A 16,292-nucleotide genomic window follows, 5' to 3' on the forward strand; every position below is an offset into this window, starting at 1 on the left:
AGAGACCGAATGAGGCCCGCCGTTCGGATCGGACGCGCATCAGGCGAGCGAGCGCAGGCGCTGGACGATCTCCAGATAATCGGGATGGTCGGGGGTGAGCACGCCATGCCTGACCAGGAAGTCGATGATCACCAGGTTACAGTTGAGCTTGAATTCATCCGTCTCGCGCACGCGTTCGGCGACCTGCTCGATCGGCATCAGCTCGAAACCGGCGACCTCGCTATCCTGACACTGCGGCTCGAAATCCGCCGGCAGCTCCAGATCGTAGCAGTACATCACATCCGGCTTCAGCCCGCGCTTGGAGGCGCGACAATAGCTGATGGCGCCGACCGAGACCGCGCGATCGGCCAGCGTCGCCGGCATGCCCGCTTCTTCCGCGCACTCCTTGCGGAGGTTCTCGCGCAAGCTGAGGCCCCAGGGTAAGCCCCCCGCGACCATGTTATCGAGCCGGTTCGGATATACACGTCGATCCGCCGCGCGGCGCGCGATCCACATGCGCAGGCCATCATCAGCGCGCACGAACCCATTGATGTGCTGGCCGAAGGCGCGTATTCCAAAGTAAGGCGCGCAGGCGCGATCGATCAGGAAACGCGCATCCTCGCGCCGGCCGCTCGTCACCGGGTAGTCCTCGCCGTGGCGGTAGCGGATGAGTCCGCGCGCGATCAGCATCTCGCATAGCTGTGCCATGGCCTCGGTGCGCAACGCGAATCCATTCGGTGCGCTCGTCCAATGCAGGCCCTCGTCGGCGCGCGCGAAGCGTGTGCCCAACAGCCCACACAGGGCGTCGGCGAACTCCCGGCGCACCATGCCAAGTCGTTCACCGGCGACGAGGAAGGGCGTGAAATCCCCAGTGGCCCAGCGATTGCACTCGTCGATACGCTCGAGGAAGCTCATGCTCAGTGCTGCTCTTGCTTGACGATCTCCCACAGCCGATCCATCTCGGCGCGTTGGGAGCGCGCCGGCACCTGCCCGGCGGCACGCAGACAGACCTCGATGCGCTGGAAGCGGCGCTCGAAACGGTGATTGGCCGCGCGCAGTGCCTGCTCGGCATCGACCCCAAGATGCCGCGCGAGGTTGACGCAGGAGAACAGCAGATCGCCCAGCTCGTGTACGCGCTCAGTGGAATCGGCATGCGCGGCGAAGGTCTCCTCGCACTCGCGCAACTCTTCTTGGATCTTCTCGACGGCATGGCTCAGGTCATCGAGATCGAAGCCGACATTGGCGGCGCGCTTCTGCAGCTTTTCAGCCCGCACCAGCGCCGGCAAGGCCTGGGCGACCCCATCCAGGACGCTGATATGCGGGCGCTCGTGCTTGGCCTCGCGCTCGTCGGCCTTCATGCGCTCCCAGTTCGCGCGCACCTCGGCCTCGGACTCGACCCGCACATCGCCGAACACATGCGGATGGCGACGGATCATCTTGTCGCAGATCGCCTCGATCACGTCCTCGAAGCTGAAGGCCTCCTGCTCCTCGGCCATGCGCGCGTAGATCGCGACCTGGAACAGCAGATCGCCGAGTTCCTCGCGCAACTCGGGCATGTCGTCGTTCTCGATCGCCTCGGCGACCTCGTAGGCCTCCTCGAGCGTGAACGGCAAGATGCTGCGCATGGTCTGCTTCAGATCCCAGGGGCAGCCGCGCTGTGGATCGCGCAGGCGCGCGACGATCTGCAGTAGCGCCTCGATCCGGCGCAGATCCTCTGGGGGCTGGTTGCTCGGCGAGTTAGTCATGAAAAGCGGGTATCACAGAGATGAACGGTGGCAAAGAGTGATCGAATCAAGGGCGCAAAAAAACCTGGAACAAAACGCCCAGGAGCACGGCAGCCAGGCCACCCCAAGTCCAGTAGCCGCGCGGGATGCCGACCACTTCGCCGGGTTTGATCCGGCCCGGGTCCTGGAGGATGCTCCACAGGTGGGGACCGGCCAGGAACCAGGGGATGAAACCAAAGAAGATCGGGACCGAGACCCAAAGCGGCACCGGCTGATTGATATACATCAGCACCAGCATCGCCGGCCAGATCACCAGATAGGCGGCGCTCAGCTTGGCATCGAGCGGCTTTTCGCGCGTGCGCAGGAAGGCCACCAAGGCGCCAATCGCCCACAAGCCAGCGAGCGCGATCAAGACTAGGCGCACGCGTCACCCTCCCTACCTAAACACACACCAGACTGAGCCATTGAACCCGACATGAACGCCTTCAAACAGTACCCGATATCGACGCAGGATACAGTATGCGGTACTGACCTGCCGCACGAGCACGAGCCATTGAGCGGATCATCTCGACATATCGCAAGTGCTTGACAGCATCCGATAGCCAATAGATAATTAGCTGCTCGACGCGCCAGTAGCTCAGCTGGATAGAGTACCTGGCTACGAACCAGGTGGTCGGAGGTTCGAATCCTTCCTGGCGCGCCATATAAACCAAATCGCCGCTAAGCCAAACGTCGCCGGCAAAGCCTAGCGTTCGTGTTGTGGTTCAGCTATTGATGAGTCGCTGCTCCTCAGAGATTCAGCTGGCGATCAAGCATTCTAGTGCTTCAGCATCGAGCTGACGCAGTCCGATCAGAGCACCGATCTCGTTGCCAAGCTCAAGATCTCCGCTCATCAGCAGCAACGCCGAGAGCGAGGCGATGAACGCTTGGGCACACCCAGCTTCGGTCGATTCGCGCTTAGCCTCGGCGAACGCCTGACGGATGAGCTTCAGATCGATCACCTCGAGCGTCTCAACCGGCCCATTCAACACTGCGTAGTCTGCCGGATCGTAGGTCATACTCTCGCCTCCTGAAGGCCGCCAATGGCTCGGCCGCATCCGACCGGTGTGGATCGTTCGCGGCGCTGCTTCCCAATCATCCTGACCTTGGCCGACCTGAGCGTGTTGCCGAAATGCGCGAAGACGTTAAACCTTTTTAGAATGAATTGCTGCTAGTCGGGCACCTCGTTCGAGGTGCCCGAGGAAGCATGATGAGCTTATCAGGTGGCGTCGGTTTCTAGTTGCGGCTCACTCTCTGGCTCCTGCGCGGTTTTCGGCGCGGCAGCTTCAAGGCGAGGCGAGGTGATGACATACAGCGGCGTTAGCGCCATCACGAAGAGCAGCGGCAGCAGTGGCGCCGCATCATGCGACTGAGCCACCCCGAAGAGATGGGTAAGGGTCGCGTAGATCAACACCAGGCTGATGCTGCGCAGACCGATACGCTGGCTGGGCGTTAAGCGGCGTCCGGCGAAGGGTAGCCAGACGAGGATCACGCCGATGGCGCCAATCAGCAACAGCGGCCCATGCAAGATCCGCATAAACTCCTCGCTCGTTAGGAAGAGAGGATTTTCGGCATAGGGTGTCTCAGAGACCGGGTAGACAAGGCTTTGCTCAGCGCTAGCCGGCTGTCCAACCGACCAGAGCGTCTGCGGCTTCTCGACAAAGTACCAGCGCGGATCATTGATCAGCGCGCCCCCGAGACGGCCTAGCGCGGCCAGCAGACTCGGCGTTTCAGTGTCCTGCCCGCTCGCCGTCTCATCGGCGTCAGCCGAGGGCATCCCCTGCTGGATGCTGGCGGCAATCGGCGCCGCAGCGATCGGTGCATCGATGACGTTCTGATTGCGCGCCATCCAGGGTCCGAAGATCAGCGCGAAGCCAAGCACGGCGGCGACTGGAATCAGGATCTTCGACGCGCCCTTGCGGACGGTAAAGAACAGCACGAGCAGCCAAGGCAAGACCAGGAACTGGTAGGTCGGATCGACCAGCGCCACCACGCCAAGTAAGGCGGCGGCGAGAAAGGCGCGTATCAGGGCGCCGCGCTCACCGAGCCTGGTCGTGCTGATCAGATAGAGCAACAGGGTCACCAGAAGCAGCGTTGCGCCGATCAGATACAGGCTGACATTCACGAGAAATGGGCTGACGGCGGTCAAGAATGCAGTGATCAGCCCCCAGTGCGGGTCCATCAGACGCGTCGCGAGGATAAACACCAGTAGGATCGCCAAGGCTCCCAAGACCATTTGGGTGATCACCACTGCATTCAGACTGCTCGCGGTGGCCTCGGGCGTTGCGAACAGCGAGAGAAAGAGCGGGTAGCCAAGGCTGCCGAAGACTTCGCTAGCGGCGACTTCCTCGCTGCTGTTGTCAAAGGGGGCCGCCAAGACCTGATAAGCACCTTGGCTACCGAGTGTCTGCGCAAGCGCATAGGACTCGGCGGCCTCGGCTTGTAGCGGCTCGACCACCTCGGTACTCAGGAAGGCCTGGCCGCGAAGGAAGACGCCGACGGCGATGATCACCGCCAGCATGAACAAGACTGTTAGGGAGACGGACGAACCGCCACGCCACTTCGATTTAACTGGGCTCACAAGGAAACTCTCCTAGCTTTGACGTCCGGCCGGTGGCCAGCGCCGGTAAGACGAAATACAGCTTGATAAATGCTGTATTAGCATACCCTAAACCTTTTCCTGGTGGCGAGCCTTCACTTCTTCAGTGCTCCTGAGCACCCAAAGTAAGAGATTAGGGATTTCCCTTATTGCGGTGTTTCGAATATCATAAATCGCTGATCTTAACTTGCCGCAGATCACAACAGGCAGGAGCTTATGCATACCATATCCGTTACGGCGTTTGCCGCCACCTTTTTCCCCTCGGTGCTTTTATCACCGGTCATGGAGCCACGCGAGTCGTTCCGGCTTGCACCAACCGAGTTGCGACTCGAGCCAATCTCGCCGGTTGCACCAGTCGAAACTGTCCAAGCGACTGCGAGCAGCCCCGCCATCGCCCCAAAGAGTTCGGGGGCTCCTACCAGCGACACGGCAGCTCATACCAACGAAGACTTGCAGTGCTTGGCGTTGAATATCTACCACGAGGCGCGTTCCGAACCCCTATCAGGCCAGATCGCCGTCGCCCAGGTCACCTTGAACCGGGTCGCTTCCAAGGCTTTTCCGCAGTCGGTGTGTGGAGTTGTCAAACAAGGAGGTCAAAAGCGCAACAGTTGCCAGTTCTCTTGGTGGTGCGACGGCAAGTCCGATCAGCCCACCGAGCAGCAGGCATGGCGCCGATCCTTGGCTCTGGGACGCCGCGTTTTAGCCGATCAGGCGCCTGACCCGACGAATGGTGCCCTCTACTACCATGCCGATTACGTTGCCCCCAAGTGGTCACGCTCCTTCCAGCGCACGGCCCAGATCGGTCGTCATTTGTTCTACCGGCCCGCCCAGAGCGCCACTCAAAGCTGACCTTTTGGCCCCGTTGATCCAACCCCCAGTCGGCCCAAACCGGTCGCGGGTCTCAGCGCATCAGTATGTCGCCATCATGCAGGACAAAGGTGACATTTCCCAAGTCCTTGCGCGGGGAAAATTCATGGCCACCGAGCCTAACCAGGGTGCCGGGATAGCATGTAAACCGAACTTGGATGCGTGCTGACTGGCACTGCTGGAAGGCGGCTTTCAGTTCCGCAAGCTCTTCATAGAGGACATGTTCTTTCTGGTGGAGACTCTCACGCGCCTCGAGGAATTTCTGCTTTTTCTCGCTCGTGATCGGTTTATGCTGTTTGACAAATTGTTCGACAATCGCCATCAGTTGCTGGCGCTGACTGGCGATCTGTTTGAGTTCATCGTTCACGGCGACGATGCGCGTCTTGATGCCCTCGGTCTCGCCTGCGATCAATGTGGTCGCCACGTTCGCCATGGCACCGGAAACACCAACATCGATGATCTCCTTGGCGCGTGCAACGCCACCCACGATAGCCCCCCGCCCCGGCAGCAGGATGCGGGTGCCGGCTGTGACCTGTGAGTGAAAAATCTGCTTCTGAACAATGATCTCTTGGCCGGATTCGAGCGTCGCGTCTTGCACGAAGCGGGCTTTGATTTGGGTCCCTGCTTTCAGGTACGCATCATTGATCGGCCCCTCAACCTTGTCTTCCTTCCGAGCCCCTGAGCCCCGAACTCCGGGCCTCGGGGTTCCATGATGGTGCTCTTCCTGGAATTGTCGACGACCGATGACACCACCGCCGATGTCTATAGCGCCTCCCGCGAGGATATGCGCGGCCTCCACCAAGCCACCCACTTTGACATCGCCCAGGACATCGATTTTCATTCCCGGCTCGACATTACCCTTTATCTGGACGCTACCATCGAAGCGGATATGCCCGGTTTCCAGCCCAACCTGCTCGAAACGCAAGACTTTTTCGACGTAGGCACCTTTGCTGAAGACCACGGGCATGCCGTTGGTAGCAGCGACTAAGAGATTGTCATCCCCCGGGGCAAGCTTGACGCTGTCATTCTTGGGTTTAAGAACGATGTTCTTACCGTTGCGCCCCTTGATGATACGGCCGGTCACCGTCCATCCTGCTTTACCTTCGGTCGCTGGATGACGTTTCACCAGCGCCTCGCCGGCCTCGACATGCGGAAAATCGCCAAGCTCGAGAAAATTGACATTGCCGGATTCATCGACCTGGGGTCGACGATCGACGATCGTCTCGATCAGCGGCTCGAGCCAGGCATCGGTGCCGTCCCTGGCCGGCTCACCATAAGCGACGATCATGCCGATCGGAACCTGCGTCTCGCGCAGCTGTTGGCGTAACTCATCGCCGGTTAACGCCTCGAGACTGTCTTTGAGGAATCCGCGGACGATGTTGGCACCCTTGAGCGCCTGATCGAGTGCCTCCTGTGTCAGATCCTTACCCCTCCCCCGAGGTGGATCAACAACCACGCCGGCCAGCATCTGATTGGCGCTGGTAAAGGCCTCGACGCGAGCATCGACGGGCCCACCAAGACGCAGATCACAGGCTTCGCCCTTGCGTATGGTCTTGAGCAGCGTCGAAACAGCCGCGGACTCCACGAGGTAATCACTGGACTTGAAGCCAGCCACCTCCATGATGTGTGGGAAATGTTCCGGATCGAGCGGCGGCGGCGTTTCTGGTGGCTCATAGTGGACCCAGAAATCGCCTGTTTCCGCTTCTTCTCGAAAACTGAGCCCCAGCGCTTCCGCCGTGGGTAAAGACTGTCCGAGACCGTCGTCTGTGCCTGTTTCCAAGAACTTTTCCTCCTGCGGCCTGCTTGCTTGGTTCTCGCCATGATGCTTGGTCACGCATAGGAAGTCCAAGCGCGCCAGCAAACTCAGGGCTGCCTAGCATGCGAGCGTAGTGAGGGTCGGAGGGACGGTCAAGGCGCAAGCAGGGGGTTAGCGAATCCTGCGCGCAGGGCGGACATTCGCATGCCGTGAGTATGGTCATTGTGGCTGTATCCATGCAATCCTGTTGCAATGCTATCCCAAACGACCCCAGCCCATCGACGTCATCACTGCCGTGGCGTCTGCGGACCGCTCGCGTTGCTGTTACTTGTGAGCACGTTGCTGCTTTGCCACGGGCCCACGACCCATGATGTCTTAGCCTCTGAGCCGATGCCTGCCGAGTGGCTGATCAGCGAGCGTGCGGCCTCCATGCCACTGCCGTCAGTGGCCAGCACCAACCTCTGCGCCGACCTCCTGTTGTTGCGACTCGGTGATCCGGATCAGATCCTCTCGGTCTCGCGCCAGGCACAATCACCGGCCCAGTCGCCGGTGGCCAAGCGCGCGGCGCGCTACCCAGCCAATCGTGGAGCGGTCGAGGAGCTGCTGTATTACCAGCCCGAGATCGCCTTGACCTATCTCGGTTGGTCCGGACGCCCACATGCCGAGCTGTTGGCTGAACAGGGCATTCGGGTGGTGTCCCTGCCCTATCCGCGCGAGCTGGAAGACGCGCTGTCGATGACCCTGGAAATCGCGCGCACGATTGGTCGCAAGGCTGCTGGCGAGCGGGCCGTTGCCCAAGCGCGGGCGCGCATTGCCACCTTGTCCGCCCGCGCGGCGGCCGCCGCAAAGCATCCAACGCGAGCACTCTATCTACGCCCCAATGGTGGGACCGCTGGCAGCGAAACCTATGTTGATGCGATGTTCGAGCTACTCGGCCTCAGCAATCTCGCCGCTGAACAAGGTATCCGCGGCTGGGGTAGCTTGCCCTTGGAGCGACTCATCGCCGAGCCGCCCGATCTCTTCCTGCTGGGCTACTTCGATCGGACCCAGCCGCCGTCCAAAGCGCGCTATGGTCGCCATCCGTTGCTGGCAAAGCTGCTGGAGCAGGTGCCGAGCATCCGCCTGCCGAGCAGCAGCGCCTGGGGTTGCGGCGGGCTCGAGCTGATCGATGCCGCCGAGTGGATTGCCGCGCGGCTCGACGCCTTCGAGCCAGCATCGCAACAGACACCCGCTTCGGCCTCCGAGCACCCGCCCATTGAATGAACAGCTCGCACGCGCGACAGCAACCGGCTAGACACCCATCCGTCCATGCAAGCTAACGGCAATCCCATCCGGCTTCGCCTCGGGTCTCCAGCCTTGAATGCCTCCCTCATGGTGCTGCTGCTCGGGCTCAGCCTGCTGTCACTGCGCTTCGGCGCCGCGCCGCTGTCGCTGAGCGAGGTCGTCGCCGGTCTGGTCGGCAGCGGCCCTGAGCCGCATCAGCTGATCGTGCAACAGATTCGGCTACCACGGGTCTTGCTCGCCTGGCTGGTTGGCCTGGCGCTGGGCATGTCCGGCGCCGCGCTGCAGGGGCTGCTGCGCAATCCGCTGGCCGAACCGGGTCTGCTCGGGATTTCCTCGAGCGCCGGTCTGGGCGCGGTCCTGACCCTCTACTTCGGCCTCAGCGCGTTCAACGCCTGGACACTGCCGGCGGCGGCGATGCTGTGCGCCTTGCTCGCCACGTTCTTTCTCTATGCGCTGGCGCGCGCGGGGGCCTCGAATCTGACCCTGATCCTCGCCGGGGTGGCGGTCTCGGCGCTGGCCTCGGCGCTGACCTCGCTGGCGCTGAACCTGGCGCCGAATCCCGCCGATGTGCAAGACATCGTGCTCTGGCTGCTCGGCTCGATCAGCGATCGCAGCTTTGCCGATGTACGACTGGTGCTGCCGTTCGTGTTGCTCGGCGTGCTGCTGCTGCTCGCCGCCGCGCCGGCGCTGGAGGTGCTCGCCCTGGGTGAGGCCGAGGCCAGCAGTCTGGGCGTGAATCTACCGCGTCTGCGGGTCTTGATCATCCTCGGCACGGCGCTGAGCGTCGGTGCCTGTGTCGCGGTCACCGGCGCCATCGGCTTCGTCGGGCTGGTGGTGCCGCACATGCTGCGCCGCTTCGTCCACTACCGTCCGGGCCGGCTACTGCTGCCGAGCGCGCTGGGCGGGGCGATCCTGGTGCTCGCGGCCGATATCAGCCTGCGTCTGATCGCGACCCCGAAGGAGCTACAGCTCGGCGTGGTCACCGCGCTGGTCGGCGCGCCCTTCTTCCTGGCGCTGGTGCTGCGCTCGCGGAGGGACATGCTGTGAGTCTGCTGCAGGTCGAAGCGCTGTCGGTCCGCCTCGGCGGCCGGCTGCTGCTCAAGGACATCGCGCTCGAGATCGAGCGCGGCGAGTTGTTCGGGCTGATCGGCCCGAACGGGGCCGGCAAGAGCACGCTGGTCAAGGCGCTGATGCAACTGCTGCCGTACAGCGGACGCGTGTGTCTCGAGGGTCAGCCGCTGGCGCGCATGTCGGCGCGCGCGCGCGCCCAACAGCTCGCCTACCTGAGCCAGGATGATCGCCTCCAGTGGCCGATCAGTGTGCGCGATCTGGTCGCGCTCGGGCGCCATCCCTACCGCGGCAGTTGGTGGCGCGGCGGGCTGCCAGGGGGCCCGGGCGCTGATGCCGAGGCCGATCGGTGCGCCATCGAGCAGGCGCTGCAGGCCACCGACATCGACTCGCTGCGCGAGCGCCGGGCCGATGAGCTCTCCGGCGGCGAGCGCGCCCGTGCCCGTCTGGCGCGCGTGCTCGCCGTCGAGGCCGCTGTGCTGCTCGCCGACGAGCCGGTCGCCGCGCTCGACCCGATGCACCAACTGCGCGTCATGGAACTGCTGCGCGCCCGCTGTCAGACCGGACAGACGGTGGTCGTGGTGCTGCATGATCTCACCCTCGCCAGCCGCTTCTGTGATCGTCTGCTGCTGCTCGATCAGGGCTCAGCGGTGGCCAGCGGCGCCGTCGAGCGCGTGCTCAGCCCCGAGCATCTAAGCGGCGTCTATGGCGTCCAGGCGATCATCGGCGAGCATGAGGAGGGCGGCCAGGTGCAGCGCTACATCGTTCCCTGGAGTTGCGAGCCATCCGCAGCGTGCGGCGCCAACGAGCGCGCCAGCGAGGACCAGGGGGATGGCTCGTTCCAGCGTGGCAAAGACCCAAGCGCTTGATTCAGGGCAACTCGGTGGCGGCGCGACAAGACCCGTATACTCCGCTGCGTGATAATCTCCGAGTGTCACGCTGGCACGACGGTCAGAGGCTGTCAGGTGGTCACGACCACGGTGCCCAGCAACCACAACACGAGCCGAAGAAACCACCACTCTGAGCCACGAGAACCGAATCCGGGCTGAAGCAGCCGCGGCCCAGGCTGCGATCGACCTGGGCCCAGTGCCCCTTCACTGCTGGTCCGCGCTCGCGTGCGACGGCAAGATCCATCGGAGCTGACAATGCGAATCCTTTTCGTCCACCCCAACTATAGCGCCGGTGCCGCCGATATCGCCGGCAACTGGTCACCGGCCTGGGTCGCCTATCTGGCCGGCTATCTCAAACAGGGCGGCTATACCGACTACCACTTCGTCGACGCCTTGGTGGACGACCTCGATGAGGAGCAACTGCGCGTCGCCATCCGCGAGGCCAAGGCCGACATCGTTGCGACCACGGCGATGACGCCGATGATCTACACCGCGCAACGGCTGTTGCAGATCGCCAAGGAGGAATGCCCCAGCGCCATCACCGTGCTCGGCGGCATCCACCCGACCTTCATGTATCAGCAGGTGTTCGGCGAGGCGCCCTGGATCGACGTCATCGTGCGCGGCGAGGGCGAGGCGGTGACGCTGAACCTGGTGCGCGCCATCGATGAGGGGCGCTGGCCAAGCGAGCGCGAGCAGATCAAGGGGATTGCCTACCTGGATGAGAGCGACAAGGTCGTCGCCACGCCGGTCGAGCCCTCGATCAAGGATGTGGATTCGATCTGGCCCGATTGGGGCATCCTCGAGTGGAAGAAGTACATCTACATCCCGCTCGGCGTGCCGGTCGCGACCCCGAACATGGCGCGCGGCTGCCCGTTCACCTGCAGCTTCTGCTCGCAGTGGAAGTTCTGGCGCGATTACCGCGTGCGCGAACCGAAACAGATGGTTGACGAGATCGAGGAGCTGGTGAAGGTCCACGGCGTCGGTTTCTTCATCCTCGCCGACGAAGAGCCGCAGATCAATCGCAACAAGTTCATCGAGTTCTGTCAGGAGCTGATCGACCGCGATCTCGGTATCCATTGGGGCATCAACACCCGCGTCACCGATGTGATGCGCGACGAGGAGCTGTTGCCCTTCTACCGCAAGGCCGGGCTGGTGCACGTCTCGCTCGGCACCGAAGCGGCCGCGCAGCTCAACCTGGATCGTTTCGTCAAGGAGACCACGATCGAGCAGAACAAGCGCGCGGTGCAGTTGCTCCAAGAGAACGGCATCGTCACCGAGGCGCAGTTCATCGTCGGCCTCGAGAACGAGACCCGCGAGACGCTGGAAGAGACCTATCAGATGGTCATGGACTGGGGCGCCGACATGGCCAACTGGTCGATGTACACGCCTTGGCCGTTTGCCGACATGTTCGCCGAGATGGGCGACAAGGTCGAGGTGTTCGACTACTCGAAGTACAACTTCGTGCAACCGATCATGAAGCCGGACACGATCGACCGCGCCGAGCTGCTCGACGGCGTCATGGCCAACTACCGGCGCTTCTACATGAAGCGGATGCTGTTCCAGTATCCCTGGGTCAAGGATCCCTTCCGGCGCAAGTATCTGATCGGCTGCATCAAGGCCTTCTTCAAGAGTGCCTATGAGCGCAAGTTCTACCAGCTTGGCAAGCAGAACTACTGGGGGCCAATGTTCAAGAAGCTGATCAAGTTCGACTACGACAAGAGCAAGTCGAAGATCGTCGAGCCCGATCACAACGCCTGGAAGCAGGCACCGGCGGCCAAGCGTCCGGCCACGGCGGGTGTCTCGGGTGCCGTGCCCAAGGCCTGCGGCGGCGGCAACCAGCAGATGGAAGACCTGGAGATCGGCGGCGAAGCTTCGCCGAAGTGCCAGCCCGGCGGCTGTGGTGGTGGTATCAAGCCAACGTCGTCCTCCGCCAATGTCGCGATGCCCGAGCTGCAGACGAGCAAGCAGCGTGAGGCGGTGGCTGAGGAGGCCTAGTCGTCAGCGTCCATCTTGGCCTCGCCACACGCGAGTGGGGCGAGGATTGGGAAGCCGCTTTTTGAGAGGATTCGCTATGACTGAACTCGCTTCTCTCTATCAGACCGACTACTCCCAATGGACGCAACGCAACGCCGAATTATTACGCGCCGGTCGCTTCGAGGAACTGGATATCGAACACTTATTGGAAGAGTTGAGCGACATGAGCAAAAGCGATCGGCGCGAATTGCATAGCCGTTTTTTGATCCTGATCGCACATCTCCTCAAGTGGCAATTCCAATACCAAACGCTTAGCGAACGCTGGCGCGAATTCAAGGGCGATAGCTGGCGTTCGACGATCATCGAACAGCGCCAGCAGATCAGTGTCCTGCTGCGCAAATCGCCCGGCCTAAAGTCGGTCTTAGAAGAAACCAGCATTGATGCCTATGCCGATGCTGTTGAACTTGCGCATAAAGAAACCCGCCTAGTGCGGACAACCTTCCCGAGAGCTTGCCCCTATTCCATCAAGCAACTGCTGGATGATGAGTTTTATCCCGATCGGTGATAGGGGTGAGTAGGCGACCATCAATGCCAGACACCGCACCGACGATCGACCTTCAGCTCCCCCCGCTGCTTGATCACGGCCCACGCCGCGCGCGCACACTGATGATCCAGGGCACGGCCTCCGACGTCGGCAAGAGCCTGCTGGTGGCTGGACTCTGTCGCGCCTACGCCCGGCGCGGGCTCGCCGTGCGTCCATTCAAGGCGCAGAACATGAGCAACAATGCCGCCGTCACCGCCGATAGCGATGCCTCGCCCGGCACCGAGGGCGAACAGCCGCGCGGCGAGATCGGTCGCGCACAGGCGCTGCAAGCGCGCGCCTGCGGGGTCGCGCCCTCGATCCACATGAATCCCGTGCTGCTCAAACCGCAGACCAACGTCGGCTCGCAAGTCGTGCTACGCGGGCGCTCGCTCGGCAACTGCCCGGCGCGCGTCTATCACCAGATGCGCCAGGGCATGATGCCGGCCATCCTCGACAGCTTCGAGCGCACCTGCGCCGAGGCCGACCTGGTCCTGGTCGAGGGCGCCGGCAGCGGCGCCGAGATCTACCTGCGCGACTGCGATATCACCAATATGTACTTTGCCGAGCAGGCCAAGGTGCCGGTGATCGTGCTAGGTGATCTCGACAAGGGCGGCACTATGGCCTCGCTGGTCGGCACCTGGATGCTGCTCGATCAGGCCGACCGCGAGCGCGTCGTCGGCTACCTGGTGAACAAGTTCCGCGGCGATTTCTCATTATTCGCACCCGCCTGCGAGACCATCACCGAGATCACCCACTGGCCCTTCCTCGGTGTGCTGCGTTGGTTCGAAGGCGCCTCGCAGCTACCGGCCGAGGATTCGCTCGCCCTCGAACGTCCGGCCGAGGACGCTTGGGCCAACGGCGGCGACAGCATCAACATCGCCATCCCACGCCTGTCGCGCGTCGCCAACTTCGACGACCTCGACCCGCTCGCCGCCGAGCCGGCGGTGAATCTGCGCTGGATCAAACCCGGACAGCCGATTCCGGCCGAGACCGACGTCATCATCCTGCCCGGCTCCAAGGCCACGCGCGTCGATCTCGAGGTACTGCGCCGCGAGGGCTGGGACATCGACATCCTCGCCCACGTGCGTCGCGGTGGCCGCGTGCTCGGCCTGTGCGCCGGTTTCCAGATGCTCGGCCGCGTGGTGCGCGACCCCGACGGCATCGAAGGCGAGCCCGGCGAAACCCCCGGCCTCGGGCTGCTCGACATCGAAACGACCATCAGCGGCGACAAGCGTTTGCTCGACTTGGATCTGACCGACCAGCGCAGTGGTTGCCGCGTCACCGGCTACGAGATGCACATGGGTCGCACCAGCGGCGCGGGGCTCGAGCGACCCTGGCTATTGCTTGAGGAAGGGCTTGAAGCAGGAGGACAGGACGGTGCCCGTCCGGAGGGCGCCCTCTCGGCGGACGGCCTTGTCATGGGCGGCTACGTCCACGGCCTCTTCGGCAGCGATGCCTTCCGCGCGCATTGGCTCGAGCAAGTCGGCGCCAAGGCCGCCGCCCTCGACTTCGAGCGGCGTATCGAGGCCGCCCTCGACGCCCTCGCCGATCACTGCGAGGCCAACCTGGACATGGATGCCTTGCTCGCCCTCGCGCGCTAGCCCTCCCCTCGGATCCACAGGCTGGCTTCGCGTCCACGAACAGTAACATCAGTCATGTTGCATGCGCACTGGAATCAGCAGCGCGCTAACCCCGAGCACCAAGCTGCTTCCAAGCAGGAACAGGTGCAGATTCACCGCGCCGGCCAAGGCCTGCGCCGGTGCCACGCCCAAGGGCACCATCGCCGCCACCGCCGCCAGCTCGAACGAACCACTGCCGGCAATGCCATGAAACGGCAGCACCGTCGACAGCTCCGCGCCCATCACCCCAAGCACCACCTGCCACAGCGCGACCGGCACGAAATGTCCAAGGATCAGCGCAAAGCCCACGAACTTCAGACTCCAAGACAGCGCCGTCCACAGATACAGCCACAAGACGCGCGTCGGCTCCCGAGGCGCTGCCGCCGCGACAGCCGCGACAATCGCCAGTAAACGCCGCAAGCGCTGCCCGTGCCCAACAACTTCACCACGCGCCTTCGACTCTAGGCGAGAGACGAGCCAAAATAGCGGCAGCACCCCCAGCCACCCCAAGACCAGCAAGCCCCACCAAGGACTCGGCGCCCGCATCCAGAGCACCACGACGCCGATCATCCCCAAGAAGTGCAGATCCAACAACCGAATCCAGATCAACGACGCGCCAGCCGCCCAAAACCCATGCCCAAAATAGCAGCGCATCAGCCAAGGGAACACCATCTCCCCAGCACGCATCGGCAACAGATTATTCGCGGTGTTGTGCAGCACCGAGAGCCGTAACACCGCCAGAAATCGGCCAGACAATGCGGTTTGAAAATAGACCCGCACCCGAACAGCCCGCAGCAAATAACTCATCGCCGTCAGTAAAAAAGCCACGGCCAGCACCCCAGGCGGCAATAGCGCCCAAGGCTCCAGCACGGCCGACCATCCGATCATGGTCTCGACCAAGCCCACGACCACAGTCAGCAATACGGCCCCGACAAGCCAATCCCGCAGCCGCCCAAGCCCTAGCTTCCGTGACCACATCAACGCCGCCGCCGCACAGGATAGATCGGCGCCGCCCCCTCGGGTCGCGTCTTGAACCGCCGATGCACCCAAAAATACTGCGCCGGCATCGTCCGCAACCGCGCCTCGATCACCTGATTCATCCGCGCCGTATCCCGCTCGACATCTCCGCTTGGAAACTCCGCGATCGGCGGATCGAAACAAAGCTCCAACCCCTCACCCCGAGGCAAAAACCGCGCAAAGGTCGGAATCACCACCGCATTCGCCAACCGCGCGATGCGCCCCAAGGTCGGCACCGTCGCTGCCGGTACCCCGCAAAACGGCACGAACAGACCACGCCGCCGGCCAGGGTCCTGATCCGGCAAATAAAACAACGGCACCCCCGACTTCAACGTCCGAATCAATCCGCGCAGATCATCCTGACGCTCGACCGGAATCGCCCCGAAGCGCGTGCGCGCCTGGCGCACCTGGGCATCGATCACCGGATTGCGGATGCGCTGGTACATATACATGCCGGGATGCACCAAGGCCGTGAACGCCGTTCCACCCAGCTCGAGCCCGACGAAATGCGGCACCAGTACGATCACCGGCCGCCCGGCTTCCAGCAAGGCATCGATGCGCTCGCGATGGCGCAACCGCAGGATGCGCGACAAGCGCTGCGGCGACGCCGACCAGCTCAGCCCCTGACAGACCGCCGCGACGCCCAGCCAGCCGAAATGCTCGCGCACCAGTCGCTCGCGCGCTTTTGAATCAGCGTCTGGCAGGCACAGTGACAGATTGACACGCGCCACCCGGCGGCGGCCCCAAGCCAGCCGATAGCCCATCGCGCCCAAGCCACACCCAAGCGCGACCTGCAGTCGAAACGGCAACCGCGCCAAGAGCTTGAACAGGCCCACGACGAACCAGCTCGGCCAGTGCCTTGGCCCCCAGAAATGCTTATTCACGTCGCACGT

The 16,292-nt window shown here is 63.0% G+C and carries 15 protein-coding genes and 1 tRNA gene; 8 read left to right on the plus strand and 8 right to left on the minus strand.

Annotation, left to right across the window (positions count from 1 at the left end; all coding sequences use genetic code 11):
- Nucleotides 1-39 precede the first annotated feature (39 nt).
- From CCR82_RS13270 to CCR82_RS13280, 3 genes are read right to left on the minus strand one after another with little or no spacing between them, the layout of a single operon-like run.
- The gene (locus CCR82_RS13270) at nt 40-894 is read right to left on the minus strand and encodes a DUF4743 domain-containing protein (RefSeq protein ID WP_201246279.1); all 855 of its coding nucleotides are present in this window, start codon (nt 892-894) and stop codon (nt 40-42) included.
- Between the two features lie 2 nt (nt 895-896).
- The gene (gene mazG, locus CCR82_RS13275) at nt 897-1,724 is read right to left on the minus strand and encodes a nucleoside triphosphate pyrophosphohydrolase (RefSeq protein WP_201246280.1); all 828 of its coding nucleotides are present in this window, start codon (nt 1,722-1,724) and stop codon (nt 897-899) included.
- A gap of 46 nt (nt 1,725-1,770) precedes the next feature.
- The gene (locus tag CCR82_RS13280; RefSeq protein ID WP_201246281.1) at nt 1,771-2,127 is read right to left on the minus strand and encodes a hypothetical protein; all 357 of its coding nucleotides are present in this window, start codon (nt 2,125-2,127) and stop codon (nt 1,771-1,773) included.
- Between the two features lie 202 nt (nt 2,128-2,329).
- On the opposite strand from CCR82_RS13280, the gene CCR82_RS13285 reads away from it, so the two are divergent.
- Nucleotides 2,330-2,406 (plus strand) — tRNA-Arg (locus tag CCR82_RS13285).
- A 94-nt stretch (nt 2,407-2,500) separates the two neighbouring features.
- Here the strand turns inward: CCR82_RS13285 and CCR82_RS13290 are convergent.
- Together CCR82_RS13290 and CCR82_RS13295 are read right to left on the minus strand one after the other, a co-directional pair.
- The gene (locus tag CCR82_RS13290) at nt 2,501-2,761 is read right to left on the minus strand and encodes a hypothetical protein (RefSeq protein WP_201246282.1); all 261 of its coding nucleotides are present in this window, start codon (nt 2,759-2,761) and stop codon (nt 2,501-2,503) included.
- Between the two features lie 200 nt (nt 2,762-2,961).
- Nucleotides 2,962-4,323 carry a glycosyltransferase family 39 protein gene (locus tag CCR82_RS13295; RefSeq protein WP_201246283.1) on the minus strand — a complete coding sequence of 454 codons (1,362 nt, stop codon included), beginning with the start codon at nt 4,321-4,323 and terminating at the stop codon, nt 2,962-2,964.
- Between the two features lie 483 nt (nt 4,324-4,806).
- Here CCR82_RS13295 and CCR82_RS13300 point away from each other — a divergent pair, with 483 nt between their 5' ends.
- The gene (locus tag CCR82_RS13300) at nt 4,807-5,190 is read left to right on the plus strand and encodes a cell wall hydrolase (RefSeq protein ID WP_242513472.1); all 384 of its coding nucleotides are present in this window, start codon (nt 4,807-4,809) and stop codon (nt 5,188-5,190) included.
- A 52-nt stretch (nt 5,191-5,242) separates the two neighbouring features.
- Here CCR82_RS13300 and CCR82_RS13305 read toward each other — a convergent pair whose 3' ends face one another.
- A complete protein-coding gene (locus tag CCR82_RS13305; protein ID WP_201246284.1) occupies nt 5,243-7,042 on the minus strand; it encodes a FapA family protein in 1,800 nt (599 codons plus the stop codon).
- 312 nt (nt 7,043-7,354) lie between these two features.
- Between CCR82_RS13305 and CCR82_RS13310 the strand changes: the two genes are divergently transcribed.
- The 6 genes from CCR82_RS13310 (at nt 7,355) to CCR82_RS13335 (ending at nt 14,364) form a co-directional block, all read left to right on the plus strand.
- The gene (locus CCR82_RS13310) at nt 7,355-8,227 is read left to right on the plus strand and encodes an ABC transporter substrate-binding protein (RefSeq protein WP_242513473.1); all 873 of its coding nucleotides are present in this window, start codon (nt 7,355-7,357) and stop codon (nt 8,225-8,227) included.
- A 93-nt stretch (nt 8,228-8,320) separates the two neighbouring features.
- Nucleotides 8,321-9,295 carry a FecCD family ABC transporter permease gene (locus CCR82_RS13315; RefSeq protein ID WP_338073170.1) on the plus strand — a complete coding sequence of 325 codons (975 nt, stop codon included), beginning with the start codon at nt 8,321-8,323 and terminating at the stop codon, nt 9,293-9,295.
- Nucleotides 9,292-10,185 carry an ATP-binding cassette domain-containing protein gene (locus tag CCR82_RS13320; RefSeq protein WP_201246286.1) on the plus strand — a complete coding sequence of 298 codons (894 nt, stop codon included), beginning with the start codon at nt 9,292-9,294 and terminating at the stop codon, nt 10,183-10,185. Before CCR82_RS13315 ends, CCR82_RS13320 begins: the two co-directional genes overlap by 4 nt.
- A 276-nt stretch (nt 10,186-10,461) precedes the next feature.
- Entirely contained in the window at nt 10,462-12,201 is a 1,740-nt protein-coding gene (gene bchE, locus CCR82_RS13325) for a magnesium-protoporphyrin IX monomethyl ester anaerobic oxidative cyclase (protein ID WP_201246287.1), read from the plus strand.
- A 76-nt stretch (nt 12,202-12,277) separates the two neighbouring features.
- Nucleotides 12,278-12,745 carry a DUF29 domain-containing protein gene (locus CCR82_RS13330; RefSeq protein ID WP_201246288.1) on the plus strand — a complete coding sequence of 156 codons (468 nt, stop codon included), beginning with the start codon at nt 12,278-12,280 and terminating at the stop codon, nt 12,743-12,745.
- Nucleotides 12,746-12,768: 23 nt separating this feature from the next.
- Nucleotides 12,769-14,364 carry a cobyric acid synthase gene (locus CCR82_RS13335; protein WP_201246289.1) on the plus strand — a complete coding sequence of 532 codons (1,596 nt, stop codon included), beginning with the start codon at nt 12,769-12,771 and terminating at the stop codon, nt 14,362-14,364.
- A gap of 48 nt (nt 14,365-14,412) precedes the next feature.
- Here CCR82_RS13335 and CCR82_RS13340 read toward each other — a convergent pair whose 3' ends face one another.
- Nucleotides 14,413-15,360: a lysylphosphatidylglycerol synthase transmembrane domain-containing protein gene (locus CCR82_RS13340; protein ID WP_201246290.1), complete on the minus strand. Its 948-nt coding sequence runs from the start codon at nt 15,358-15,360 to the stop codon at nt 14,413-14,415.
- On the minus strand, nt 15,360-16,283 hold the full coding sequence (locus CCR82_RS13345; protein ID WP_201246291.1) for an LpxL/LpxP family acyltransferase: 924 nt from the start codon (nt 16,281-16,283) through the stop codon (nt 15,360-15,362). Before CCR82_RS13345 ends, CCR82_RS13340 begins: the two co-directional genes overlap by 1 nt.
- Nucleotides 16,284-16,292: the final 9 nt, after the last annotated feature.

Origin of the sequence: Halochromatium salexigens (genome assembly GCF_016653295.1) — a bacterium.
Classification (GTDB): Bacteria; Pseudomonadota; Gammaproteobacteria; order Chromatiales; family Chromatiaceae; genus Lamprobacter; species Lamprobacter salexigens.